General features: G+C 59.8%; 21 protein-coding genes and 1 pseudogene. 16 read left to right on the plus strand and 6 right to left on the minus strand.

Going from position 1 to position 26,070, the window contains the following annotated elements; translation table 11 throughout:
• Window positions 1-729: 729 nt before the first annotated feature.
• Entirely contained in the window at window positions 730-1,086 is a 357-nt protein-coding gene (locus tag ABSE61_RS12745) for a hypothetical protein (RefSeq protein WP_423871469.1), read from the plus strand.
• A gap of 150 nt (window positions 1,087-1,236) precedes the next feature.
• On the opposite strand, the pseudogene ABSE61_RS12750 reads toward ABSE61_RS12745, so the two are convergent.
• The 3 genes and pseudogenes from ABSE61_RS12750 to soxC all read right to left on the minus strand — a co-directional run bounded on the left by ABSE61_RS12750 (window position 1,237) and on the right by soxC (window position 5,440).
• A pseudogene (locus ABSE61_RS12750) lies at window positions 1,237-3,492 on the minus strand (FdhF/YdeP family oxidoreductase).
• A gap of 108 nt (window positions 3,493-3,600) precedes the next feature.
• Window positions 3,601-4,134, minus strand: coding sequence for a c-type cytochrome (locus tag ABSE61_RS12755; protein WP_423871470.1), 534 nt, complete (start codon window positions 4,132-4,134; stop codon window positions 3,601-3,603).
• On the minus strand, window positions 4,121-5,440 hold the full coding sequence (gene soxC / locus ABSE61_RS12760; RefSeq protein ID WP_423871471.1) for a sulfite dehydrogenase: 1,320 nt from the start codon (window positions 5,438-5,440) through the stop codon (window positions 4,121-4,123). Before soxC ends, ABSE61_RS12755 begins: the two co-directional genes overlap by 14 nt.
• Before the next feature lie 305 nt (window positions 5,441-5,745).
• Here soxC and ABSE61_RS12765 point away from each other — a divergent pair, with 305 nt between their 5' ends.
• The 5 genes from ABSE61_RS12765 (at window position 5,746) to ABSE61_RS12785 (ending at window position 12,814) form a co-directional block, all read left to right on the plus strand.
• Window positions 5,746-6,213: a (2Fe-2S)-binding protein gene (locus tag ABSE61_RS12765; RefSeq protein WP_423871472.1), complete on the plus strand. Its 468-nt coding sequence runs from the start codon at window positions 5,746-5,748 to the stop codon at window positions 6,211-6,213.
• A gap of 10 nt (window positions 6,214-6,223) precedes the next feature.
• A complete protein-coding gene (locus tag ABSE61_RS12770) occupies window positions 6,224-8,509 on the plus strand; it encodes a xanthine dehydrogenase family protein molybdopterin-binding subunit (RefSeq protein WP_423871473.1) in 2,286 nt (761 codons plus the stop codon).
• Window positions 8,510-8,566: 57 nt separating this feature from the next.
• On the plus strand, window positions 8,567-10,858 hold the full coding sequence (locus ABSE61_RS12775; RefSeq protein ID WP_423871474.1) for a molybdopterin guanine dinucleotide-containing S/N-oxide reductase: 2,292 nt from the start codon (window positions 8,567-8,569) through the stop codon (window positions 10,856-10,858).
• Between the two features lie 177 nt (window positions 10,859-11,035).
• Window positions 11,036-11,815, plus strand: coding sequence for an SDR family oxidoreductase (locus ABSE61_RS12780; RefSeq protein ID WP_423871475.1), 780 nt, complete (start codon window positions 11,036-11,038; stop codon window positions 11,813-11,815).
• 24 nt (window positions 11,816-11,839) lie between these two features.
• Window positions 11,840-12,814: a Bug family tripartite tricarboxylate transporter substrate binding protein gene (locus tag ABSE61_RS12785; RefSeq protein WP_423871476.1), complete on the plus strand. Its 975-nt coding sequence runs from the start codon at window positions 11,840-11,842 to the stop codon at window positions 12,812-12,814.
• A gap of 92 nt (window positions 12,815-12,906) precedes the next feature.
• Here the strand turns inward: ABSE61_RS12785 and ABSE61_RS12790 are convergent, their stop codons facing one another.
• Window positions 12,907-13,386 (minus strand): Lrp/AsnC family transcriptional regulator, encoded by a 480-nt coding sequence (locus ABSE61_RS12790; RefSeq protein WP_423871541.1) that lies wholly within the window; start codon window positions 13,384-13,386, stop codon window positions 12,907-12,909.
• 133 nt (window positions 13,387-13,519) lie between these two features.
• On the opposite strand from ABSE61_RS12790, the gene ABSE61_RS12795 reads away from it, so the two are divergent.
• The 9 genes from ABSE61_RS12795 to ABSE61_RS12835 all read left to right on the plus strand — a co-directional run bounded on the left by ABSE61_RS12795 (window position 13,520) and on the right by ABSE61_RS12835 (window position 22,666).
• Complete coding sequence (locus ABSE61_RS12795) at window positions 13,520-13,915, plus strand: nuclear transport factor 2 family protein (protein WP_423871477.1); 396 nt, start codon at window positions 13,520-13,522, stop codon at window positions 13,913-13,915.
• 211 nt (window positions 13,916-14,126) lie between these two features.
• On the plus strand, window positions 14,127-15,311 hold the full coding sequence (locus ABSE61_RS12800; protein WP_423871542.1) for an MHYT domain-containing protein: 1,185 nt from the start codon (window positions 14,127-14,129) through the stop codon (window positions 15,309-15,311).
• 177 nt (window positions 15,312-15,488) lie between these two features.
• Window positions 15,489-16,352, plus strand: a complete 864-nt coding sequence (locus ABSE61_RS12805; protein WP_423871478.1) for an FAD binding domain-containing protein — start codon at window positions 15,489-15,491, stop codon at window positions 16,350-16,352.
• 13 nt (window positions 16,353-16,365) lie between these two features.
• Window positions 16,366-16,866 (plus strand): (2Fe-2S)-binding protein, encoded by a 501-nt coding sequence (locus ABSE61_RS12810; RefSeq protein WP_423871479.1) that lies wholly within the window; start codon window positions 16,366-16,368, stop codon window positions 16,864-16,866.
• The gene (locus tag ABSE61_RS12815; protein WP_423871480.1) at window positions 16,863-19,286 is read left to right on the plus strand and encodes an aerobic carbon-monoxide dehydrogenase large subunit; all 2,424 of its coding nucleotides are present in this window, start codon (window positions 16,863-16,865) and stop codon (window positions 19,284-19,286) included. The genes ABSE61_RS12810 and ABSE61_RS12815 overlap by 4 nt, the downstream gene beginning before the upstream one ends.
• Complete coding sequence (locus ABSE61_RS12820; RefSeq protein ID WP_423871481.1) at window positions 19,286-20,158, plus strand: AAA family ATPase; 873 nt, start codon at window positions 19,286-19,288, stop codon at window positions 20,156-20,158. Before ABSE61_RS12815 ends, ABSE61_RS12820 begins: the two co-directional genes overlap by 1 nt.
• Window positions 20,155-21,366, plus strand: coding sequence for a vWA domain-containing protein (locus ABSE61_RS12825; protein ID WP_423871482.1), 1,212 nt, complete (start codon window positions 20,155-20,157; stop codon window positions 21,364-21,366). The genes ABSE61_RS12820 and ABSE61_RS12825 overlap by 4 nt, the downstream gene beginning before the upstream one ends.
• Before the next feature lies 1 nt (window position 21,367).
• Window positions 21,368-22,204, plus strand: a complete 837-nt coding sequence (locus ABSE61_RS12830) for an XdhC family protein (protein WP_423871483.1) — start codon at window positions 21,368-21,370, stop codon at window positions 22,202-22,204.
• Between the two features lie 15 nt (window positions 22,205-22,219).
• Window positions 22,220-22,666, plus strand: a complete 447-nt coding sequence (locus ABSE61_RS12835) for an SRPBCC family protein (protein WP_423871485.1) — start codon at window positions 22,220-22,222, stop codon at window positions 22,664-22,666.
• A gap of 185 nt (window positions 22,667-22,851) precedes the next feature.
• Here ABSE61_RS12835 and ABSE61_RS12840 read toward each other — a convergent pair whose 3' ends face one another.
• Window positions 22,852-23,061, minus strand: a complete 210-nt coding sequence (locus ABSE61_RS12840; protein ID WP_423871487.1) for a hypothetical protein — start codon at window positions 23,059-23,061, stop codon at window positions 22,852-22,854.
• A 1,332-nt stretch (window positions 23,062-24,393) separates the two neighbouring features.
• On the opposite strand from ABSE61_RS12840, the gene ABSE61_RS12845 reads away from it, so the two are divergent.
• Window positions 24,394-24,606, plus strand: a complete 213-nt coding sequence (locus tag ABSE61_RS12845; RefSeq protein WP_423871488.1) for an HNH endonuclease — start codon at window positions 24,394-24,396, stop codon at window positions 24,604-24,606.
• A gap of 1,054 nt (window positions 24,607-25,660) precedes the next feature.
• Here ABSE61_RS12845 and ABSE61_RS12850 read toward each other — a convergent pair.
• Window positions 25,661-25,957: a hypothetical protein gene (locus tag ABSE61_RS12850; RefSeq protein WP_423871543.1), complete on the minus strand. Its 297-nt coding sequence runs from the start codon at window positions 25,955-25,957 to the stop codon at window positions 25,661-25,663.
• Between the last annotated feature and the right edge of the window lie 113 nt (window positions 25,958-26,070).

Raw genomic sequence — 26,070 nt, forward strand, 5'->3', positions numbered from 1 at the left:
TCGACGGGAGGTTACATGCTTAGGGTTTCTATCGTAACAGCCACTCCAATACCCTGACCGTAATCCGACCGAACGCGGATACCCATCCAACGGTCGCGACCGTAATCGCGGTAAAATAGCCAATTTCCAAAAACTTCTGCGATATTCTGCTGACCGCCGGAGGCGTCGCTTCGGTACTAGCGTGGTAACTCCCCTTCGATCGCACTCGGCAGTTCTAGCAGGCGTGATGCCGAGCAGATGTGAGATGGCTCACAACGGCGACCATGGCCATGATTTGTTTCTGGCCAATTTAAAAAGGTTTCGCGGTTGTTTCGTGGGGACTTCTAGGCTGGGGAGCCCTTGTCGGTTTCGGCCCGCGTTTTCTTCCAGATGTTTCCGAACTTGCCGAACGTTAACTTGCCGCAACCGACAGTACGGGCGAACCACAAAGGGGGACTACCGCACGAGGTAATTGATGCCGGCCCTTCGAGTTGGAACGCCTCTCCGAGTTGTTGCGTCCGGATCGCTTGTTGGTGCGCAAGAAATAGCCGAATTGCTAAGCGTTGAGTTGGACCGCCCTTATCGCCAGATGGCGAAACCTACGATCAATTGCCGGCGCCGATCACAACGGACGCGTAACCGGCAGCGGCTGCAGTTTTCGTTCAGACCGGAATAACCAAGCGTTAACCATGTGAAGGCATGGTTGCATGTCGTGTGTCCCTGACTCCATGCTCGGCGGCGAACATTTCGATGCTTGATGAAATCAATGGCTTCTTCGACGAGCTTCGCACGCCCTTCGAGTGGCCTGACCATTTACCGGAAATAGACCCAATTTCAAACGTCAACGTTCGGGCGCATTGCGAGAAGCACCACCACCTCGCCATGCTTGCGCTCGAGAAGACGGAATTTCATCTCCTTGAGATCTACCGGGCAGGAGGCGACAGTGCCACCGCCATAGAGTTTTTGGACGGAGTGATCGCAATCATACGTCGCGATGACTCGGCTGAGGAACGGATGCTTGCAATCGGACGCTTTCTTCAACAGCAAGAATCCCGTGCCGTGAAGGACAAGCGGCAACGCCTGCAGCCCGCGATCGGCACGGCGTGACCAACACGCGGGGTCCTCGGTTTAGTACAGACAGGTTTACTGCCCGCAATCTTCTGTTTCTGGTTCCGTCATTTCCGACGGCGCTAGTTGGCGGCTTCCTCGTACTCGACCAGCGCCTCTACAACCCTTGGATTTAGGAGTTGCGCGGTCTTAGGCGGCTCGGTGGATGCGCACCGGCACTGATTTGTACGATGGCGTGCCGCTTTCCTTGTCGTAATAGTCGAGTGGTACGAGCCCGTTTGCTTCCGGATATAGGCGGCGACTGACCCGCGCGCGATGTCATGGGCGACGGCCGTGAGGCTGAGACGCCGCGGTTCACCCGAGGGCAGGGCGGTCCGGATCTCCGCGAGATCACCGTGCGCAAAACCAAGTCCGGCGAGGTCCGCCTCATTCATGAAGAGCACGTCACGCCGCCCGAATACGCCGCGATCGCGATCGTTCAGCCCATAGATCGTGGTGTTGTACTGGTCGTGGCTGCGGATGGTGGTGAGCTTGAGGATAGTCTTGTCGGTCACAGCCGGGTCCTCCTCCAGGCCATTAAAGATGAAGAATTCGGCCTTGCCGGAAGCCGTCGTCCACTTGCGCTCGGTGGGCGGCAGCGGCAGGCGAAAGCCGCCGGGATGTCGAATGCGCTGGTTGTAATCCTTGAAATCGGGAAATACGCCCTCGATGGCGTCGCGGATGCGGTCGTAATCGGCGATCAGCTCGGCCCAAGGCACCTTGCTCGCCGGCAAGGTCGCTATCGCCATGCCGGCGACAATGGCGGATTCCGAACGAAGGTGCTCGGAGGCCGGGCTGAGCCTGCCGCGCGAAGCGTGCACCATCGACATGGAATCTTCCACCGTGATGGCCTGCGGCCCGCTCGCCTGGACGTCGCGCTCGGTGCGCCCCAGCACCGGCAGGATGATCGATTGCTTGCCGATCAGGAGATGCGAGCGGTTGAGCTTGGTACCCAGGTGCACGGCGAGATCGAGCTTGCGCATGCCCGCTTGGCAACGCTGCGGGTCGGGCAGCGCCACGGCAAAATTGCCTCCGAGACAGATCAAGACCTTCGATCGGCCATCGTCGATCGCCTCCATCGCAGCCACCGAGTCATGGCCGTGATGCGGCGGCGGCTTGAAGCCAAAAGTGCGTTCGATACCCTCAAACATCGGAATGTTGGGCTTTTCGGTGATGCCGACGGTTCGATTACCCTGCACATTGGAGTGACCGCGCAACGGGCAGATGCCGGCGCCAGGCTTGCCGAAGTTGCCTCGTAGTAGCAGCAGGTTTGCGATCTGCTGCACAGTGCCGGTGCCGCGGCTGTGCTGGGTGATGCCCATGCCGTAGGTGATGATGGTGGCGTTGGACCGGGCATAGGCGGCGGCGACCTCGCCAAGCTGCGCGCGGGTGAAGCCGGAGATGGCCTCGATCTGTTCCCACGGCGTGGCGCGCAGATCGGCCGCGAACGCAGTAAAACCGTTGGTGTGCTCGGCGATAAAGGCATGATCGAGCACGTCGCCCGCGACGTCATCTTTCGCGATCAGCGCTTTCATGATGCCCTTCAGCACCGACCTTTGGTTGGTAGTAGGTGGACGCAATGGGCGTTGAGCCGAAGGTGCCCATTTCGATCGGGTTCTGCGGATCCGTGAATCGCTCGAGCGCGCGCTCCCGGAGCGGATTGAACACGATGATCGGTACGCCACGGCGCGAGACCTCGTGCAAAGTGCCCATCATACGCGGATGATTGGTGCCCGGATTGTGGCCCATGGCGATGATCAACTCGCCATGGTCGAAATCCTCCAGTGACACCGTACCCTTGCCGATACCGATGGAGTGCGGCAGACCGACGCTCGTCGCCTCATGGCACATGTTCGAGCAGTCGGGGAAATTGTTGCTGCCATACTCGCGCGCGAAGATCTGGAAGAGAAAAGCGGCCTCGTTGGAAGCGCGGCCCGAGGTATAGAACTCGGCCATATTGGGGTCTGGAAGGCCGCGCAGCTTCTCGCCGATCAGCGCGAAGGCCTCATTCCATTCGATGGGCTGGTAAGTATCGGTCCCTGGGTCATAGACCATGGGATCGGTAAGGCGCCCCTCGTTCTCCAGGTGGAAGTCGCTCCAGGTCAATAGCTCGGTGACGGTGTGGCCGGCGAAGAACTCCGGGGTGACGCGCTTGCTGGTCGCTTCCCAGGTTACGGCTTTCGCGCCGTTCTCACAGAACTGGAAAGTGGAGGTATGCTCCTTGTCTGGCCATGCGCAGCCCGGGCAATCAAAGCCGTCAGGTTTGTTCATGTGCAGCAGCGTCAGCGGCGCCTCGACCACGTCCATCTGGTCACGAATGGCGATCGCGGTAGCTTTGAGGGCCCCCCATCCGCCCGCCGGGGCGTCGTAGCGTTTGATGCCGGGAACGTCGCGCTTTTGGACCATATGTCCTCCTGCAATTCTCGACTAGTGACCTCGTGCCTGGCTGAGGGCAACAATGTTCGACCAAATGCCGAACGATTGGCTCACGATTGAGTTTTGACTTTCCTGAACCTAGATGCGGTCCGGAAATCGCAAGATGAAGTTATCGCGATAGGGCATCTTCACCTTCGGCAGTGTTTGTGCATCCATCGCATCGTCCGGGCCGATCAACTTGTTGCCTGCCAGAATGTAGGCCGTGAGCGCATAAACCTCGTCGTCCGTGAGCGAATGCGGCATTTGAAACGGCATGGCGCGACGGATGAAGTCAAACACCGTCGTCGAATACGGCCAGAAATTCTTGATGGTTTTCTGTGCGGCACTAATGCCGATCAACTCACGATCGCTGATCAGCGCGTTCGCTTCGCCGCCTTTGCCGTTTTCGCCATGGCAGCCTGAGCATTTCTCGGCGAAAATCGGAGCGCCTTGCGCGGGCGTGCCGCTGCCTTTCGGCAATCCGGTGCCATCGGGCAAAATGCTGATGTCCCACGGAGCGATGGTGGCCTCATCGACTGGCTTGCCACGATTGGGTGTTTCGGCCAGCAAGGCACTCCCCATCGAAACCATGCATACTGAGGCAACGAAGATCACGTGCTTAAACGTAAACATGCTTGACCTCGCCGTTGCTTCCAACGCCCCAACTGGTGATCGAGTTGTAGTGCTGATTGTTGAAGCCCAGAACAGGCGGTGGTTTCGCCAACTCGCCGCGTGCGACGATGAATTCACCCCGGGTCGGCTGAACCTCACCTGATTCATCCCATGCTCTGCTTTGCAACGTGGCCGGGCCTCCGTTCCAACGCCATGGCAGGCGGAAACGGGTAAAGGCCTTGCTCAGCACCGGCTCCTGAAGGGCAGCCTGAGCCCAGCTTTGGCCGCTGTCCGCGGACACCATGACCTTCTCGATCCGGCCGGTTCCGGAGTAAGCAATGCCGGAAATCTCGTAGAGGCCTGGCTCCTTCAATACATGGCCGTGCGAAGGGAAGGTGATGAAGGATTTGACCTCCTGCAGAAAATAAAATCGATAGGCTTTGCCGTTAGGCAGGATCGGCGCATAGGTCCGCGACTCGTACATGCTGAACGCAGGTTGCTCGACCAGCTTGAGGCGGCGCAGGAACTTGACGTTCATGTTGCCCTCGTAACCGGGCAGCAAGAGCCGCACGGGGTAGCCGTTGCCGGGCATCAGGCGCTCGCCGTTTTGGTAAAGCGCGATCATCGCGTCATCCAACGCCTTCTTCATCGGCACGCTGCGGCTCAGACGGGGCGAGTCCGCGCCCTCGGCGATAAGCCACTTTGCGCGGGGGTCTATGCCGGTTTCCTCAAGCAAGGTCGATAGCTTGACGCCGGTCCACTCCGCACAGGAAGCGAGCCCGTGCAGCGCCTGCACGGTTTCCTGGAGTGGTTCCGGAGAGAACATCGGGGCACTGTTGCCCCCGCATTCGACGAACGTCGTGCGTGAAATCATGGGATAGCGGGAAAGTGTTTCGACCGAGAATTCAAGTGGTCGTTTAACAAGCCCATGAATCACGAGCTTATGTTTGTCTGGATCGATTGCGGGTATTCCACCATGATTGATGGTGAAATGCAGCCCATTCGGGGTGGTTATTCCCTCGAGAAGATGATGTGGCGTGCGTGAATGAGAATTGCGCAGTTCGTGCTTGGGATTCGACAGCGTGCGAATAACCTTTGCCTCGAACTTGGACGGCACCTGATAAGGTGGCGTGCGGTCCCCGAATTCAAGGCTCCATGGTTCTTCCGTCAGCGGTTCGGCGCCGGCGGACGCCGACGCTCCGCCAAGGCCCGTCCCCACTGCTCCCGCGATCATCATGCCGCGCCCGAGTAGCGCGCGGCGGTTGATCAAGCCGTTGCCGGCAGCGGGCTCCAAACCTTCACCACGCATATCGCGGTTCTTGGTCATGCCAACCTCCCTTGAGCCAGGAACGTTACCGATCGCCATCGATCGTTCCTGTAGCCCACTGCAAAGCTAGCTGCTTGCAGTGTGGCCGTCTACATCGGGCATGCCTCGCAGCTACGATATCGACGCTACCCCTGTTATGAAAAAACGATTCTGCTCGGACCGTTTCCCTTTTTGGGCCATTTTCAAATTCCGGTTACAGGGATAGCATCAGGCCCGTAAGCGTCGGGTAACGACGCATTCGCGGAATACCGCGACGGAACGGTAGGACGTAATCCACCGCCCCGAGATCAAGGGAGCTGCCCGCTATGAACCAACCCTTCAAACTGAACGTCAACGGCCAGATTCATACGATAGATGCCGATCCGGATATGCCGTTGCTCTATGCCTTGCGCAACGATGTCGGTCTCAACAATCCCCATTTCGGCTGCGGACTGGCGCAATGCGGCGCCTGTACCGTGCACCTCGACGGGCAGCCGACGCGATCCTGCGTGACACCGTTGTCCGCGGTCGGTGAAGCCAAGGTTGTGACTCTCGCCGGCCTGGGCACGCCGGAGAAGCCGCATCCGCTGCAGACAGCTTACGTTGAGGAGCAGGTGCCGCAATGTGGCTACTGCATCAATGGCTGGCTGATGACCGCAGCCGCCTTCTTGCGTGACAAGAAGAAACCGACCGGGGCCGAGATTCAGGAGGCACTGTCCGGACTGAAGTGTCGGTGCGGGACCCACATCAGCATCCTCAAGGCGGTCAAGCGTGCCGCTGCGATGATGGGCTAAGGGGGCCGCCATGACAAAATTCGAACAAATCTCTTCACTCGCCCGCCGCTCGGTTCTGCTCGGTGGCGGCGCGCTGGTGGTATCGATCGGCGCCGGCGTCACGCTCGAAACCGTGCTGTCGATCGGTCAGGCCTATGCGCAAGGCGCCAAGCCGCCGCTGACGCCCGACCAGCTTTCATCTTACATCGCCGTGAACGCCGACGGCCGCATCGCGGCGTATTTCGGCAAAATGGATATGGGCCATGGGCTGCATGTCGCGATTGGCCAGATCGTCGCGGAAGAGCTCGACGTTTCGTTCAAGAGCGTCAGGGTCTACATGGCCGATACCGCGACATCGGTGAACCAAGGTGGCGCCTCGGGCTCGACCGGCATTCAACTCGGCGGCAAACAGATGCGCGTGGCGGCGGCGGAAGCGCGGCGCGTGCTGTTCAAGATGGCCGCTGCGTCCTTATCGGCACCGGTCGAACGGCTCGTTGTCAACGACGGCGTCGTCAGCGTTGCCGACGATCCATCGAAGCGCGTTTCCTATGCGCAGTTGATCGGCGGACAGTATTTTAACGTTCAGCTCGCCTGGAACAAGGAGGTTGGCAACGCGCTGTACGCGCCCGGCAAGGCACAGCCCAAGAAGCCGAGCGAACACAAAATCGTCGGCCAGCCAATCAAACGCGAGGACATCGCGCCGAAGGTGTTCTGTCAGGAAGACTTCGTGACCGACATCAAGGTCCCGGATATGGTTCACGGCCGGATGATCCGGCCTCCGGTGGCCGGCGCGGTGCCGGTGAAGGTCGACGACAGCACGATCAAGAGCATTCCGGGTGTCAAAGTGATCTGGAATCAGGGTTTCCTCGGCGTGGTTGCCGACAGGGAATGGGATGCAATTCAGGCCGCCGAAGCACTGAAAGTCGAATGGTCGGCGCAGACGCCACCGTTTCCGGACCAGGCTTCGCTCCACGACCACATTCGTAAAGCGCCCGTGCGCAAACGCGTGGTGGAACAGCAGAATGGCGACGTCGACGCGGCTTTCAAATCGGCGGCCAGGGTGATCGAAGCCGAATATGAATGGCCATTCCAGTCGCATGCCAGTATGGGGCCGGCCTGCTCACTGGTTGAGATCAAGGACGGTGACGTCACGTGTTGGAGCGGCACGCAAAAATCCCATTTCGTGCAGAATGGACTGGCTGACATATTGCAAGTGCCCGTCGAGAAGGTGCACGTCATCTTCAAACCTGGTCCGGGCTCCTACGGCCGCAACGACGCCGACGACTGCGCGATGGACGCTGCTGTGCTCGCCAAGTCCGTGGGACGTCCGGTGCGGCTGCAATATATGCGCAACCAGGGTACCGGCTGGGATCCGAAGGGGCCGGCCTCGATCCACATCGCGAAGGCTGGTCTCAACGCCGCCGGCGAGGTCATCGCCTACGAGTTCACAAGCAAGGCGTTTTCTCGGGTGGACGTCGATACCAACGGCGGCAAGCCGCAGGACACGCTGACCGGGCAGACCCTGGGTGTGGCTCTGAAATCCGGTGACGGGTTCGGTGTGCCGGCTGAATCTTACGCTATTGCGAACAAACGATTGGCCTGGGAGACCATTCCTCCGCTGCTTGACCGCGCATCGCCGCTTCGCACCTCGCATTTGCGCGATCCGGTCGGACCGCAGATCCACTTCGCCAGCGAGTCCTTTATCGATGAGGTGGCGGCGGCAGTGAACGTTGATCCGATCGAATTCCGCCTTCGTCATATCAAGGAGCCCCGCGATATCGCCATTATCAAAGCGGCTGCGGAGAAAGCCAACTGGGACACGCGGCCGTCGCCGCGCCGTGACCAGACAGGCAACAAAGTATCCGGCCGAGGGATTGCTTATGCCCAGCGCAACGGCACCCGCGTCGCCGTGATAGCCGAAGTCGATGTCGACCGTAGTACCGGCAAGATCCGGGCGCGCAAATTCACAGTGGCGCACGATTGCGGGCAGATCATCAATCCGGACGGACTGGTGAAATGCGTCGAAGGCAATATCGTGCAGGGCGTCAGCCGCGCGCTATGGGAGGAAGTAACCTTCGACCGCAACGCCGTGACCAGCGTCGATTGGATCACTTATCCGATCCTCGACATCACCGAGACGCCAGGCGAAGTCAACGTGGTGCTGATTAACTATCCGGAGATTCCGCCATCCGGCGCCGGCGAACCGTCGATACGCCCCGTAGCAGCGGCGATTGCCAATGCCATCTTCGATGCCACCGGGGTGCGTATCCGGCGCGTGCCATTCTCGCCCGAACGGGTCAAGGCGGCATTTTCGTGAGTTGGCACCTTTGATCTGCGGCGTCTTTCGACTTTGCATTCGGCGGAACTCCAGCCGATGACCATCGGCCGCTTTCCTTCCTTGGCACATTGGGGCGCGTTCACTGCCTTGGTGGAGAACGGCCGCGTTATCGGGTGCGAACCTTTCGCGCGGGATGCTTTGCCATCGCCTATGCTTGCCGCGATTCCAGAGATGTTGCACTCGCCCTTGCGGATTGCCCGTCCGGCGATCCGCGAAGGCTGGCGGGAGGGGAGGCCGCGCAGCGGCGCGGATCGTTTTTATGAAGTGGACTGGGACGAGGCGCTCGACCTTGTCGCCAGCGAATTGACGCGGGTACGTGGCACCTTTGGCAATACGGCCATTTTCGGTGGCTCTTACGGATGGTCGTCTGCAGGCAGACTACATCACGCCCGAACGCTGGTTCGTCGTTTTCTTTTTCACGGCGGCGGCTGTGTCGATCAGGTCGGAAACTATAGCTGGGGTGCAGCGCAGTTTTTGCTGCCGCATGTCATCGGTACGTTTCAGCCAGTGACGGGCCGGGTGACCGATTGGAACTCGGTCGTCAAACATACTCGCCTGGTCCTCGCATTCGGTGGGCTGCGCCTTGAAAACAGCCAGGTCACGTCGGGAGGGACCGGTTCACACGTTCTGGAAGCGTGGCTCGGTCGGGCGAAGGCGGCGGGAGTGGAATTTGTCGTCATTAGCCCGACCCGTTCCGACGCACCCGGCTTTCTCGGCGCCCAGTGGCTTTCAATTCGTCCGAATACCGATACCGCGTTGATGCTCGCAATGGCGCATACGCTTATCGTCGAACGACGGCACGATACTGTGTTCCTGGACCGCTATTGCACCGGCTTTGACGTGCTGCGGCGTTATCTTATGGGCCAGGAAGACGGAACGGCAAAGGATGCGGACTGGGCTGCCGCCATTTGCAGTATCGATGCCGGCACAATCCGCGATCTGGCGCGACGCGCCTCGGAAACGCGCAGTCTGATTACCTGTAGCTGGTCTTTGCAGCGCGCACATCACGGTGAGCAGCCTTATTGGGCGGCGATCGCGCTTTCGGCCATGCTTGGGGGCATCGGTTTGCCAGGGGGTGGATTTGCGTTCGGCCACGGTTCTCTGAACGGCGTCGGTGTACCGCGGATGGATTTGCCCGGCCCGGAAATCTCCACACCGCCCAATCCGGCAAACTGTTCTATCCCGGTTGCCCGCGTAGCCGACATGCTGCTGGAGGCTGGCGGCTCCTATGAATTCAATGGTCGCACCTCGATCTATCCGGACATTCGGTTGGTTTACTGGGCCGGCGGCAACCCGTTCCATCACCATCAGGATCTCAATCGTCTGCGGCGAGCGTGGCAGAAACCGGAAACAATCATCGTCCACGACAGCTGGTGGACGCCGACCGCGCGACATGCGGATATCGTGCTGCCAGCGACGACCTCGCTTGAACGTAATGACGTCGGCGGATCGTCGCGCGATACCTTCGTATTCGCGATGCATCGCGCGATCGCGCCCGTTGGCCTATCCCGCAACGACTTCGATATCTTTAGCGATCTCGCTTCCCGGCTCGGTTATGAGGAAGCGTTCACCGAAGGCCGCGACGAGATGGCGTGGTGCCGTTGGATCTATCAACGCATGCACTCCGCGGCTATCAAAAAGAACGTAGCGCTTCCGGATTTTGATTCGTTCTGGACGGAAGGCTTTGCCGACCTGCCGTTACCTGCCGATGACTTCGTATTGTTCGACGAGTTTCGGCGCGATCCGCAGCTTCATCGACTTGGGACGCCCTCCGGCAGGATTGAGATCGCTTCTGAAACGATCGCGAGTTTCGGCTATGCCGACTGCCCGTCGCACCCCGCATGGCTTGCTCCGACGGAGTGGCTCGGGGACGCTTCGGCGGCGCGCTGGCCGCTGCATCTGGTCACGCACCAGCCGGGCGATCGTTTGCATAGCCAGATGGACCCGGCGTCGGTGTCGCGCGGCCGCAAAGTGCACGGACGTGAGCAGATCCGAATCCACCCAGAGGACGCCCAACAACGCAACATCAAAACCGGCGATGTTGTTCGCGTGTTTAACGATCGCGGAGCCTGCCTTGCGGCGGCCCGTGTTGATCCCGCACTCTCGCCACACGTCGTGATGATGGCGACCGGCGCCTGGTATGACCCGGCAAAGGCTGCAGGCGATCCTGAGCGGCATGGCAATCCGAATGTGCTGACGCTCGATATAGGCACATCCCGATTGACCCAAGGCCCAAGCGCCCTCAGCGCGCTGGTAGACATTGAGCGCTGGAACGCTCCGCTGCCACCCATCGCTGCATGGACTCCGCCCACGCTTTGCACGGATTAGATGATCGAACCGCGGTAGTTTTCGGCCGCGCCGCCGTTCCGAAATCTGGGATAAGTCGGCTCAAGAGCTATCACCACGTCGTCCCTGTCGTCAGCAACGCGGCCTTGACAAGCGATACGGCTAAAAGCTCAAATCGCATCGACCATCCCAGCCTTAACCACGCGCTCAAAGCCAGATATGGACCTCGAAATCCGCGGCCGGAAGGCTCTCCTGAGCGGCGCCAGCCGTGGTCTAGGCAAGGCATGCGCAATGGCGCTTGCCCGGGAAGGTGTCGACGTTACGATCGTCGCGCGGACCCGTGATGTCTTGCGGACCACCTGCGAAGAAATTCGCGCCGCCACGGGCGTCAATGTGACGCCGGTGCTGGGCGACATCACCACCGTAGACGGCCGCGTTGATGCGCTCGCCGCCTGTCCAGAGCCGGACATTTTGCTCAATAATGCCGACGGTCTGCTTCCCGGCGACTTCCGACACTGGACGCGGGAGGACGGGATCGCGGCGCTCGATTCAATGATGCTGAGCCCAATCGAAATGATGCGGTCGACGGTCGACGGCTTGATGGCACGTGGCTTTGGCCGCATTGTCAACATCGTCTCGCGCAGCGTGAAAATCCCGCAGTCCGAACTCGGCCTTTCGAACGGCGCTCGCTCCGGCCTGGTCGGCTTTGTCGCCGGGCTGTCACGGCAGACGGTCGCGCGAAACGTCACCATCAACAATCTGCTCCCCAGTATTTTTGACAGCGATGCGCAGGTCCGGCACATCAAGGGCATGCGTGAGCCGGGCGGCAAGTCCTTCGATCAGATATGGCGCGAACGCGCGGCCGCCAATCCGGCTAAACGCTTTGGTCGCCCGGCAGAACTCGGGGCCTATTTCCCGTTTCTCTGTTCCGCGCATGCCGGTTTGATCACCGGCCAAAATATCTTAATCGACGGGGGAAGCTATCCGGGGACCTTCTAACGCGAGAGCTGAGAGGATCCTTCAATGAGATATTTGCGTGTCCTGGCGGTGATGGCTGTCGTCCTTTTCGGATCTGGATCGGCGCCCGTCATGTCCGACACCTATCCAAGCCGGGCGGTTACGATTGTGGTGCCGTATCCTGCCGGTGGTTCGGTCGACGGGGTGGCGCGCATTATTGCGCAGAAACTCACGGAGGCCCTGGGTCAAAGTTTCATCGTTGAAAATCGTGCGGGTGGCGTCGGCGGCATCGTCGGTGCGAGCTACGTGGCCAGAGCCAATCCCGACGGTTATACCCTGATGCTGACCGCTTCGATCCACGTCGTGACGCCGTTTTTGCGTAAGACCATTCCCTACGATGTCGTTGCGGATTTTACGCCGATCACGCTCGTCGCCTCCGGACCGCTTCTCGTCAGCACGACACCGACGGCGCCGGCCAACACGCTGGCAGAATTCTTCGACCTAGTACGCAAGAATCCAGGAAAATATACCTTTGCGACGTCGAGTTTCGGTTCAGCCGGTCATCTGGCGATCGAATTGCTCAAGCGCGATGCCGGAGTGAACACGCTGGTCGTCGCCTACAAGGGCGGAGGCCCCGCGTTGACCGATCTCATGAGCGGCACGGTGCAGCTTATTGCGGACCCCATGGTGTCTTCGTTGCCGCTGGCGAAGGCGGGAAATATCAAAGCGCTCGCCATTACCAGCTTGAAGCGCATCGCGATCGCGCCCGAAATTCCGACGGTTGCCGAGTCCGGCATGAAGGATCTCGATTTTGCGTCCTGGTACGGGATATGGGCGCCGAAGGGATTGCCCGTCGAACTCGTGACGAAGATTCAAACTGAAGTCGCCAAGCTCGTCGAGCGTCCAGACGTCAAGGAGCAGTTCGCGTCACTCGGGTTTGAGCCGATCGGTTCTACTCCCGATCACTTCGCGAAATACATCCAGGAAGAAATGGTGAAGTACAAGCAGATCATCAAGGACGCCAACATCCAAGCTGAATAGCGGTCGTCTCCGTTGCCTTGTGGCATTCGCGGTTAAGAGAAAAGCCGAAAGGGGCAAAGCCTCAGCCAATTATCGTGAGCGACCAAGACACTTCAATCCAGGTGATCGAGGGGCATGGGTGCGCCGGCTTTGTGTGTTTGTATTACGAAGTTGCTTTTTACCTCTCGCACGATCGGCATGTTGAGCAAGCGATCCAGGAGAAAGCGTTGATAGTGAGCGAGGTCCGGCACCACGACCTCCAGAAGGTAGTCTGTTTCACCAGACACGAGATGGAAGGAAATGACCTCGGCCATGGCACTGACGGCAGACACGAAGTCGTCGGCGCCCTCGCTCGCATGCCCTTCAATCTTGATGCTGATAAATACTGTCATGCCGAGACCAACCCGCTCGCGGGTCAACAGGCCGCGATACCCTTCGATGACCCCTGCCTTTTCCAGGCGCTTTACCCGCCTCAGGCAGGGAGACGGGGATAGACCGACTTTCTTGGCGAGTTCAACGTTGGTGAGGCGCGCATCGGCCTGCAGCTCGGCGATGATCCGGCGATCAAGCGCATCAAAAGTATATTTTGGCATATCCACACAGCGCAGGGTATCAAATGGGCTATTTGTTGCGTTTTAGCGACTTAATCTAGCACATTTCGCAAGGACCTGCTTGCTGCTTCGGTGCGACACTCTCATCACACCCAATCGCTACCGGAGCCTAAAGATGACTGAGACGACAGCCCACGGCGCGCTGCTAGCTGCCGCAAGCCAATATCTCGAAATGATGTATGATGGGGATCTAAACCGGTTCGACGCCGTTTTTGCCCCTACAGCCCAGTTGCACGGTGTGCAGGACGGTCAGGTCCGCGTGCTGCCGGCAGGCGAGTATCGCAGGCTGCTTTCTTCGCGTCCTTCGCCCAAGTCGAAGAATGCACCGCGTCAGCAGGAAATTCTCTTGATTGATGTTGCGTCGTCGTCGCAAGCGCTCATCAAGGTTCGTGTCCGTATCGACGACGTGCTCTACGTTGACTATCTTTCATACCACCTGATTGCCGGGACATGGCTCGTAACGGCGAAGTCGTTCCATATCGAGCGCCGCTTTGAAGCAACGTCCATTTGAACGGGCCGAAGCCTTAAATCCATGCCACCTCAATAACGCTTGTGGCACCAGGCTGACGTCGTGATGCGTTGAATCCGTAGAAGCGATGGCCCGATCAGGCCGTTGATATTTGCCCCAGTCATAACTGCCGGTGGATTGTCATTCCCGCGAACGGCCGTATAAGCTGGCGCCGGGAGGAGGTCGTCCGTGGAGACGGATGGCCGAGAAGGTCATGTTCGAAGGACACGATCCCTATCTCGTCGCGCTCTCGGTGGTGATCGCGATTCTGGGAGGTTACACTGGTTTCGGGCTTGCCGCGCGGATTCGCGGCGCACCGGATTCCAGTCGCCGTTTGCTGCTAGCGGGTGCAGCATTTTTTCTCGCCATCGGCATCTGGACAATGCATTTCGTCGGCATGTTGGCCGCGCCGTTGCCCGCCGACGCCGTTTACCTGGTGCTCCCGACCATCGTGTCGTTCTTGATTTGCGCGCTCGTCGTTGGGATATCTCTGTTCTTTGTCAGTATCGGAACGGCATCGACGCTCCGTGTGGCGTCATCGGCGACTTTGCTTGGGCTCGGCATCGTCGCCATGCATTACGTCGGCATGCACGGTCTAGCCGGCGACTTTGCGATGGGCCACGCGCCCGGAATGGTTTCGCTCTCGGTCGCCATCGCAATTGCGGCGGCTTATGGCGGATTGCAGGCATTTCTGGCGCGAAGGGGCGGCTTACAGCTGCTGCTGAGCGCGATCGCGTTTGGCGTTGCCGTATCGGGCATGCACTACACCGCGATGGCGGGTATGAAAGTTGTGCCATTTGCCGCGGGCAACCACCACCATATGGAAGGGCTAGTGGCGTCGCCGCAGACCCTGTCACTGGTCGTTGCGCTCCTGTGCTTCGTGATCGCAGCCGGGTTTCTGCTTTCGCTTGTACCCGACTCGCGGAAAACGGCCTCGGCCATCGTCAAAGACGCGACCGAAACACCGGTCGCGGATGCTGGTGCGGCTCCGGCTGCTCCGAGGTTGCGTCCCGTACCGCTTGGCGGCGTTGGCCAGCCTCCACACGCCGCGCCCGCACCCCGATTACCCGTTGAAGGCGCTGACGGCACACATTTTATCGCCACCGCCGAGGTACGCAGCGTGCGGGCCGACGCACATTATACCAAGATCCATGACGGGGTCCGGGAGCGGATGTGCCCGTGGTCAATCTCGGAAGCCGAGGCCCATCTTGATCCCAGCCTGTTTCTTCGGGTGCACCGCAGCCATATCGTTGCGCTTTCGCATGTGACCCTTGTCCGCAAGGAAGGTGACGGCGCGGTCGTCGAGCTCGATGGTCAAGCACCGCATCGGGTTCCGGTCAGCCGCGCCAAGATCGCTGAGGTGAAAGCCCGACTAGGGCTCGCGCACCGGACGGTCTGAGTTCCGGGAATTAATTGGGGTACGGACCCTGACGCATTTCGTGCGTAACGGGCCGCATTTCGTGCGAATTTTCGGCCTCCGTGTCCCTTTGATTGCGAGGCAATCCACTCCGGCGAGAGCATCACTTCAACGTCCGCGCGCCCCGTAAGGGCAAGACGGGACGAGATGGAGGAAACGATGATCCCTGGTCCGTTCAGCTATTACCGGCCGGCGACGGTGGCCGATGCGGTGAAATTGCTCTCGACCCTGGGCGACGATGCCCGCCCGCTCGCCGGCGGTCACAGCCTGGTCCCAATGATGAAGCTCCGTCTGGCCACGCCGGAGCATTTGATCGATCTGCACGGCATTGATGGGTTGAAAGGAGTTCGCCGCGACGGCGACAAGGTCGTGATCGGTGCCATGGCAACGCAGCACGAGTTGCTGGCTTCTGGCGAAATCGCCAAATCGATTCCGATCCTGCACGAAACAGCGCTGCTGATCGCTGATCCTCAGGTCCGTTATCGCGGGACCGTCGGCGGCAATGTCGCAAACGGCGATCCCGGTAACGACATGCCGGCACTGATGATGACGCTGGGCGCCAGTTATCATCTTGAGGGCCCCAATGGCTCCCGTGAGGTCGCGGCTGCCGACTTTTATCAGGGTGCCTATTTCACCGCTATCGAGCCTGGTGAACTGCTGACCGCGGTCTCGGTCCCGGCGCCTGCCATCGGACATGGCTACGCCTATGAAAAGCTGAAGCGGAAAGTCGGCGACTACGCCACCGCGGCCGCCGCCGTCGTGTTGACGATGTCCGGTGGAAAAGTCGCAACCTGTTCCATCGGCCTGACCAATCTGCACGAAACGCCGCTGCTCGCGACCGAGGCAGCCAAAGCGGTGATTGGTACGAGCCTCGATGCGGCGACCCTGAAGAAAGCCGCGGCGGCCGCGGAGGCGATCATGTCGCCGGCGGCCGACACACGCGGACCTGTCGAATACCGCAAGCATGTCGGTGGCATCATGGTGACGCGCGCGCTGCAACGCGCCGCCGCGAGAGCCGCGTGAGGGGAGGAGTCATATGGCAAAGACACACATCACGATGAAGGTAAACGGCGCAGAGGTCGAGGGCCTCGCCGAACCGCGCACGCTTCTGGTGCATTTCATCCGCGAGAACCTGCTACTCACCGGCACCCATATCGGTTGCGAAACCACGCATTGCGGCGCCTGCACCGTCGATGTCGATGGCATGTCAGTCAAGAGCTGCACCATGTTCGCGGTACAGGCCCAAGGCTCTGAAATCACTACCATCGAGGGCATCGCGAATGCCGACGGTTCGCTGTCGGCCCTGCAGGAAGGCTTCCGCATGATGCACGGCTTGCAATGCGGCTTCTGCACGCCCGGCATGATCGTACGCGCGCAGCGACTGCTCCAGGAGAACCCACGGCCATCGGAAGCAGAAATCCGGATGGGCATCTCGGGCAATATCTGCCGCTGCACCGGCTATCAGAACATCGTCAAGGCAATCCAGTACGCCGCCGACAAGATCAATGGCGTTGAATTCAAGGAGGCCGCGGAATGAACGACCAGACTCCCACGCGGGAACAACGTGCCGCCGCCCTCGAAGGTATGGGCTGCAAGCGCAAGCGCGTCGAGGATGCACGCTTCACACAAGGCAAGGGCAATTACGTCGACGACGTCAAACTGCCGGACATGCTGCACGGCGACTTTGTCAGATCGCCGCATGCCCATGCGCGGGTGAAATCGATCAATAGCGAAGAGGCGCTGAAGGTGCCGGGTGTGTTAGCCGTTATCACCGCCGAGACGCTCAAGACCGTCAACCTCGCTTGGATGCCGACCTTGGCCGGCGACGTGCAGATGGTTTTGGCCGACGGCAAGGTGCTGTTCCAGAACCAGGAGGTTGCGTTTGTGGTCGCCACCGACCGCTACGCCGCCGATGACGGGATCAACAAGGTGATGGTTGAATACGAGCCGCTGCCGGTGGTGATCGATCCGTTTGAGGCGATGGACAAGGACGCGCCGGTGTTGCGTGAGGACCTCGCCGGCAAGACTTCAGGTGCGCACGGGCCGCGCAAGCACCACAACCACATCTTCGAATGGACCGTCGGCGACAAGGACCTGACCGACGCCGCATTCCGCAAGGCGGAGGTCACGGTCAAGGAAATGATCTCCTATCACCGCACCCATCCGTCGCCGCTGGAGACCTGCCAGTGCGTGTGTTCGTTCGACAAGATTGGGGGCGAGCTGACGATCTGGGGCACTTTCCAGGCGCCGCATGTGATCCGTACTGTGGTGGCGCTGATCGCAAAGTTGCCGGAACAGAAGATCCACGTGATTTCGCCTGACGTCGGCGGCGGTTTCGGTAACAAGGTTGGCGCCTATCCCGGTTATATCTGCGCCGCGGTAGCGTCCATCGTCACGGGCAAACCGGTCAAATGGGTCGAGGACCGCATCGAGAACCTTACCGCCACTTCGTTTGCGCGCGATTACCACATGACCACCGAAATCGCCGCGACCAAAGAGGGCAAGGTCACAGCTCTTCGCGTTCATGTGCTCGCCGATCACGGCGCGTTCGACGCTTGCGCCGATCCGTCGAAATGGCCGGCGGGCTTTTTCAACATCGTCACCGGCTCCTACGACTTCCCGACCGCGCATCTGTCGGTGGACGGCATCTATACCAACAAGGCGCCGGGCGGCGTCGCCTATCGCTGCTCGTTCCGCGTTACCGAGGCAGCTTATTGCATCGAGCGCGGCATGGACATCCTGGCGCAAAAACTGGGAATGGATCCGGCGGAACTACGCCTGAAGAACTTCATCAGGAAGGAGCAGTTTCCGTATCACTCGGCGTTAGGTTGGGAATACGATTCCGGTGATTACCACACCGCCATGCGCAAGATGATGGAGACGGTCGACTATGCCGGTTTGCGCAACGAGCAGGCGACAATGCGCGGGGCTTTCAGGCGCGGCGAGACCCGCGAGATCATGGGCCTCGGCGTATCCTTCTTCACTGAAATCGTCGGCGCCGGTCCCTCGAAGAATTGCGACATTCTGGGAATTGCGATGTTCGATTCCTGCGAAATCCGGCTGCATCCCACCGGCGCGGGCATTGCCAGGGTCGGCACGAAAAGCACCGGCCAGGGTCACGAGACCACCTGGGCGCAGATCATCGCGACCGAGATTGGCCTTCCCGCCGACAATATCATGGTCGAGGAAGGCAATACTGATACCGCGCCCTACGGTCTCGGCACTTACGGCTCACGCTCGACGCCGGTAGCGGGCGCCGCGATTGCCATGGCGGCGCGCAAGATCAAGGCCAAGGCGCAGATGATCGCCGCCTACAAGCTCGAGGTGCACGAGGACGACCTCGAATGGGATATCGATGGTTTTCGCGTCAAAGGTCTGCCCGAGAAGACGATGTCGATGAAAGACATCTGTTGGGCGGCCTACAATTCGGTGCCGCCCGGGATGGAGCCTGGCCTGGAGGCGGTGAGTTATTACGATCCGCCCAACATGACCTATCCGTTCGGTGCCTATATCTGCGTCATGAACATCGACGTCGATACCGGAGTCTACAAGATAAGGCGCTTCTATGCGCTCGACGATTGTGGCACCCGCATCAACCCGATGATCATTGAGGGCCAGGTCCATGGCGGATTGACCGAGGCTTTTGCGATCGCGATGGGCCAGGAGATTCGCTACGACCCCGAGGGCAATGTGGTTACCGGCTCGTTCATGGATTTCTTCATGCCAACGGCCGTGGAGACGCCGCATTGGGAAACCGATTTCACGGTCACGCCATCACCGCATCATCCGATCGGCGCCAAGGGCGTGGGCGAAAGTCCGAATGTCGGGGGCGTTCCGGCTTTCTCCAATGCGGTCAACGACGCATTCTCGTTCCTCGGCTCGACGCACATCCAGATGCCGCATGATTACTGGCGCAACTGGGTGGCCGCGAAGAACCTCGGTGTGCTGGCTGCCTGATGAAGACGCGTGACGAGATCGCGCAAGCGCTGGGCGCAGCAGGATATGTTGCCGATGGCGAACTGGCGACGGCGATCTCGTTGATGCAACTGTTGCGGCGTCCGCTATTGCTGGAAGGTGAGGCGGGCGTCGGCAAGACCGAGGTGGCCAAGGCGCTGGCGACGGTGCACGCAACCGAATTGATCCGCCTGCAATGCTATGAAGGGCTCGACCAATCGTCTGCACTTTATGAGTGGAATTACCAACGCCAATTGCTCTCGATCCAGGCGCATCGTGGTACCGATGCGGACGCGGTCGAGGACCGAATCTTCTCGGAGAAATATCTCCTGGAACGACCGCTGCTCGCTGCGATCCGCCGCGATAAAGCGCCTGTGCTTCTGATCGACGAGGTCGACCGCGCCGATGACGAGTTCGAGGCATTTCTGCTGGAGTTGCTTTCGGACTTCCAGATCTCGATTCCGGAACTTGGCGCGATCAAGGCTACGTCGATACCCCATGTCGTCCTGACATCGAATGGTACGCGGGAGCTGTCGGACGCATTGCGCCGCCGTTGCCTCTACCACTATGTCGACTATCCCGACGCCGAGCGCGAGGCGCGCATCGTCATGGCGCGCATCGATGGCGCCGGTGCTTCGCTGTCGCTGCAGATCGCGCGGATGGTCGAAGGCATCCGCAAGGAAGAGCTACGCAAGGTGCCGGGTGTCGCAGAGACATTGGACTGGGCGGCGGCGCTGGTCGGGCTCGACGTCAAGGATCTGCATGATTCACCCGAGACCGTGCACGAGACGTTGATGTGCCTGCTTAAGACGAAGGAGGACCGGGCGCGGGTGACGCGCGAGGTCAGCGAACGTCTGCTGGGGAGGGTTGCATGAGTTGTTGCGGCCCACCTCCCGATATCGAGGACATCAACGAGCTGTCGCGCCTGATTTCAAGCAAGCTTGCGGCGTTCCTGCGGACCCTGCGTGACAGTGGTTTCGCCATTGGTCTCGCCGAAGGCCGGGATGCAGCTGCCCTGATGGCCGCCGGTTATGCGGCGCGGCCGGGCCTGCTCCGCACGGCCTTCAAACATTTGTTCTCTGCGCGAAAATCGGACTGGGAGAAGTTCGACGGCATTTTCGATGCGTTTTGGCTCGGCAGGCGGGTGCGGTCGCGTTCGGTCATCACCGGCTCCGCGAGGTCAGCGAACACCCCTTCGCTGAAAAACCTGCCGGGCTACTCCGACGAGCCCCGTGCCGAGGGCAATACGGCGACCGATCAAATCCCTTCCACCGACGATGCTGACCATGATCGTTCGGGCGAGGGACGCATGGAAGGCGCCTCACGCGCGGAGAACGTCGCCCAGACCGATTTTCGCAATTTGGCCGATTCCGAGCAGATCAAGCAGGCGCATGTTGCTGCGGTACGATTGGCCCGTGTGATGCGCACACGCTTGACCCGGCGCGATCTAGCGCGGCGGCGCGGTTACCGGATCGACCTGCGCCGTACCATTCATGGCAATATCTGCCGTGGCGGCGTGCCGATCAGTCTCGTCAAACGGCAGCGCAAGCAAAAACCCCTGCGGCTCGTGGTTCTGCTCGACGCTTCTGGTTCGATGAGCATGTATACCGGCATCTTTCTGCGCTTCATCCACGGTGTGCTCGACGAATTTCGCGAGGCCGAAGCATTCCTGTTCCACACGAGATTGGCTCACGTCTCGGACGCCATGAAAGAGAGGAACGTCAGCCGCGCACTCGATCGCCTCTCGATCATGGCCCAAGGCGCCGGTGGCGGCACCAGAATCGGCGAGAGCCTGCAAACTTTCAATCGCTGGCATGCCGCACGCGTGATTCATTCGCGCACCTGCGTGATGATCGTTTCTGATGGCTATGAGACCGGCGACGCCACGTTGCTCGGTCGAGAGATGGCGGCGCTCGGCCGCCGCTGCCGCCGCATTGTCTGGCTCAATCCGATGATGGGATGGCAGGGTTACACGCCCGAAGCGCGCGGTATTAAGGCGGCGCTGCCATATATCGACCTCTATGCGCCAGCCAACACGCTACAGAGCCTGACGGCGCTCGAACCTTACCTTGCGAGGCTTTGAGATGGGTGCGCATGTCGAGTTGATGGATCTCGTCGCGCAGATGAAGGCAGCCGAGCAAGCCTTCGTGCTGGCGACGGTTGTCCGAACAGTGTCCGTAACCGCCGCCAAAGCTGGCGCGAAGGCCATTATTCGGCCCGACGGTACTATCGTTGCCGGATGGATCGGTGGCGGCTGCGCCAAAGGTGCAGTGCTGAAAGCGGCTCGCGAGGCGCTCGCCGATGGCGAGCCCCGCATGGTTTCGGTTCAGCCGGAAAACCTGCTGGCCGAACTGGGCGTCAAGCCCGGCGAGACGAGGGAGAGCGTGCGTTTCGCCTCGAACATGTGCCCGAGCAAAGGTACGATGGATATTTTCGTGGAGCCGGTTCTCCCGCACCCTTCACTGGTGGTGCTCGGCGCAAGCCCCGTCGCGCTTTCTTTGGCCGCACAGGCGCGCCAGCTCGGCTACCACGTGACGCTCGCGGCGCCCGCAGTCGACCTGGCGACTGTGCCCGATGCCGATGTCGTCGTCGACGGCTTCGAACCTCGCCATCTCAACAATGCCCGCCGCTTCGTGGTCGTATCGACGCAGGGCAAGGGCGATGAAGCTGCGCTAAAGCAGGCGCTCGCCATCGAGGCGTCCTACCACGCTTTTGTCGGCAGCAAGCGCAAGATGGCCGTGTTGCGCGACAAGCTGATCGCCATCGGGCTCAATCCCGCCGCGATCGACCTTGTCAAAGCGCCGGCAGGACTCGACCTCGGAGCTATCACGCCTGAGGAAATTGCCATGTCCATTCTCGCTGAAATAACGGTCGAGCGGCGCCGCGGGCAACGCGATATGAATTCTGATCCAGGGAGTTGAAACAAGAAAATGCAAATGAACGATAGCCAGCGCATCCCCGCTTCGAAACAAAAAGTGTGGGCCGCGCTAAACGATCCCGAGATTCTCAAGCAGTGCATACCCGGCTGCCAGTCCCTCGAAATGTCCGCGTCGAACGAGATGACTGCAACGGTCGTGATTAAGGTCGGACCCGTAAAAGCAACTTTCGGAGGCAAAGTGACGCTGTCCGATCTCGATCCTCCAAGCGGCTATCGTATCACCGGCGAGGGGAACGGCGGCATCGCCGGGTTTGCGAAAGGCAGTGCGGCGGTGAAGTTAAGCGAGGAGGGGCCGGACACGACCGTTTTATCCTACCAGGTTGACGCACAGATTGGCGGTAAGCTCGCGCAGCTTGGCGGTCGGCTGATCGACTCCACCGCAAAGAAGCTGGCTGGCCAATTCTTTACTTCGTTCGGCGAGTTGGTTGGCAGTGCAGCCAACTGAACCCCGGCTGCTTCGCGCCTTTCTGGCGGCGGGCCGGGCATGAAAACCGCCCGAAACGTCGTTGCTGGCGTCGTAGGGATCGTCGGATGGCCGGTTTGGTTTGCGACGGCAATACTGCGCGCGCAAAAGCTATCCGCTTGGGGGCGGTTTATGGGTGGTTTTCCTCAGCCTCGACCGAGCGGGGTTCAGTTGAGATTTGAAATCAGCAGACGAACGCGCGAGAACTGGGGGTTAGGCACCTCAGTGATCTCCGAGCTACTATCGACAGCCTGCTTTGCTCTGGCCTGATCGATGGAGGGGGAACGTTTGGCGGTGCCGGACCAAGAAAGTATTCCCAGCGCAACAGCAATCGTCGTCCAAACAACGAATTTGAAAGCAGCAGTTTTATGAGTCATCGCGATGTCCTCGCTTTGACCTACCCCTCGCGAAAGATGCCACCTTCGCGTGAGTCGGGGAATTAAAAACAGCGAAGTCCGCCCGTGAAGGCCTGGCAAAAAAGGCCCGCCATTCGCGGCGGGCGCAAGTCTAGGGAGGTTACCGCCGTGAGACGGCATCAAAACAGTAGGTCGATTCGCTTGCTGGAGATGTGTCCCAGTTCACACAGGTCCGGTCAAAGCGTGCCCACCGCAGCCAAGCCGGTGACTAGCGGAAAGGCGGCGTGACTGCGGATACGCTCCGCCCGGCATCTTGATTACCAAGCTGACTGTCTGCTCCGCGGATCCAGGCCGCATTCACCCGGAACGAAAGCTGGATTGTGGAAGCAAGCGGTATCGAGTGTGGGGTCCCAACCGCCGCGCTCTCGCCATTTGCTCCACATGATGTAATCGCACAGCCGACTATGCGGGTTGCCCGGCTGTCGGGTAGCGCAGTATATGCTTTCGCCGACCGGGCGCGCACCGACGGGGCGCGCAAAGGCTGGCACAGCAAGAACCGAAATCGCGAGCGCCATGGCGCTGATCAGCTTGAAAGTCATTTTGGTTCCCTCCGCTGGACTCGAATAACGGAGGAGTATCGTCGAAAGTCGCCACCCAGATTCCTAAAACATTTTTAGAGAACGTGATGTTTCAATGTTTGGTGGCCATACGGCGTGGGTTGCCAATGAGTCGGCACAAGCAGCACGCATGACGCAACCCGATCACCTTATCTGTTCGATCTGCCGCCTTTCAGCCGAAGGCTTGCCGCGCCCCAGGCGCCCGCTTCGCATGCGCAATCCCGCGCACTGCCTGGAGCAGGAAATGGCGCGGGACCGCAGCCCCGCGCCATTTAACGGCTCGCGGATTCGCCGGTGCGGTCGACGGACACAATGCAGACCGCAAATCAAACACACACCAACGGCCTTCCTGGAGTCGCGGGAAGGCTGTTAGTTATGCGCGGCGATTAGCCGATCGCTGCTGTCCAAACCAGAATTAGGTAATTGCGAGAGCGACCAAGCCAGAGCAAAGCATGACGATGCCGGCAATGGTCACAGCGAGGAAGCTGTATGACGCGAATTCTTCACGCATGGTACACCACCTGTCGCGGCCCCGGCGCTGAGGGAACGACCGTGCCCTTGCACAGTCAAAGAGTTATTACTCACAAACCCGATTTCGATCCGGGTTGATGCTTTGGTGCAACACCGGTTAGAACGTCGCTGCGAAGATGTTGGCCGTTTCTGCGCCGCGCACGGCGTCAATGGGCTTTGGCTGCTGGAAGGCGAGGGAGACGTTTTCCAGTAGTCCGGCGCAACCGTGCGAGACGTCCGCCGTGCCGCATCGGTGGCGGCCATCGGCAAGCCTTGCGCCTATTGCGGGAATCCGATGGCCGCGCCGACCCGCGATCATATCCACCCCAGGTGGAGGGGAGGCACGCTGGAAGAGGGCAACAAGGTGCTGGCTTGCAAGCGCTGCAATAGCGACAAGGGCAGCAAATCGCTTGCGTCGTGGCTGTACCGGCTTCGCTGAGGCAGGCGACACTCGGGCGGTTTTCGTTGCGACGATCTTGGCCGCGCAAACACTCCGATCGCGATCCAGCCAATCGGTGACAGCGTAACTCGAGATTAACTTCCGAGGCCCATCGTCGTCTGTGACCTTCTGCTTGGTCACGTGTGCGTAAGAGCCGTCGCTGATCCCTACCCCAGCGGCGGCTTTTTCGTTTGCCAATTAGCGCTAGAACTCGCCCGGCCGCATGGTGGCGATACTTTTGCCGCTCATGACGACAAGCAGCCAAGCGTCCTCGTGGGCTGAATCGAAAGAGTGGGCCCAGTCTTTCGCTTTCTGGACCGCATCATCGTCCGATGCCGCAAACACCGAACCAGATTCATAAGTGTCAAATCGACCATCTTTTTACGGGGTGATTTGGTATTGCATGCGATCTGGCATTGTGCCTCCTTCGACGGTGTGAGCGTCTAGCCACTTCTTGTTTCTGAAAAAGCTACGCAATGATCTGGCAGTCTGCCGGCGGTTATTCCGCTCTGGTCCGGGCGGTAATGACCGGGCGAACCGGAGTATCTGCCGACGCAGTTCGATCAACTCGGGATAGGTATAAAGGCGTGGTGAGGCGTTCTTTCGGTCGGACTGGGGCATGATGCTCCCCTCGATACGCAGTGATGATGACCCATCATGCCGCGTCGCAATATGAGCGCGGTGGTCAATATTGCTCACATACAAAAAGTCGACGAATTAACGCGGGGCTTCGGTCCCGCGCTTCTATTTGTGATGCTGAAAATTGCTCAGCGACAGATCAAAATAATAACTAATGCCAATGGGACGCTTATGCTCGCTATGCCGAAAATTGTGAGCGCGACGTCAGAGAGCAGGTTTCCATTGGGCTTCACGCTACGAACCGACATGATGCCACTCCTACAAGCCCCCACGAGCATTCCGCTCGTTGCCCTAGGATGACGGATCAAATCGCCTTCGGACTAACGTCCGTGACACTACTTTTTATGATTCGTAGCTCGGGTGATTCTGGTTAACGAAAAGTTAATTGACGTGCGGACTTGGGTAGGCGCTGACCTCAACCCAGCGGCGGCTTTTTCGCTATCGTGATCGAAGTTTTTGATGCGACTGCTGGCGACGGCTGGGCCTCGCGGTCCATCACAGTCCTGCAGCCTGAACTTAGACTCGCGCGGTTCGCAATCATGCAAGCTGTGACCCGGGGAATATCTGGAATTTCCGAACTGCAAAGCCGGAAAGCGTCTCCGGTGCACATTTGCTGCGCCTCCGGACTAAAGGCGTAGCTCGACGTCGGCAATGTTGAAAAAGAAACGACGAACGCTGCAATCAAAGCGGCCTTGCAAATTGACTTTGTCATGATCGAACTCCGTTGTTGATCAGTGACGGAAGCTAGGCCCACCTCTGTTTCCGGATTGCTTCACGGCTTTGGAAAAATGGTTTCGAAAAGGTGTTGAGACTGATCGGGAATGC

The organism is Bradyrhizobium sp. (assembly GCF_049519115.1).
Taxonomy (GTDB): Bacteria; Pseudomonadota; Alphaproteobacteria; order Rhizobiales; family Xanthobacteraceae; genus Bradyrhizobium.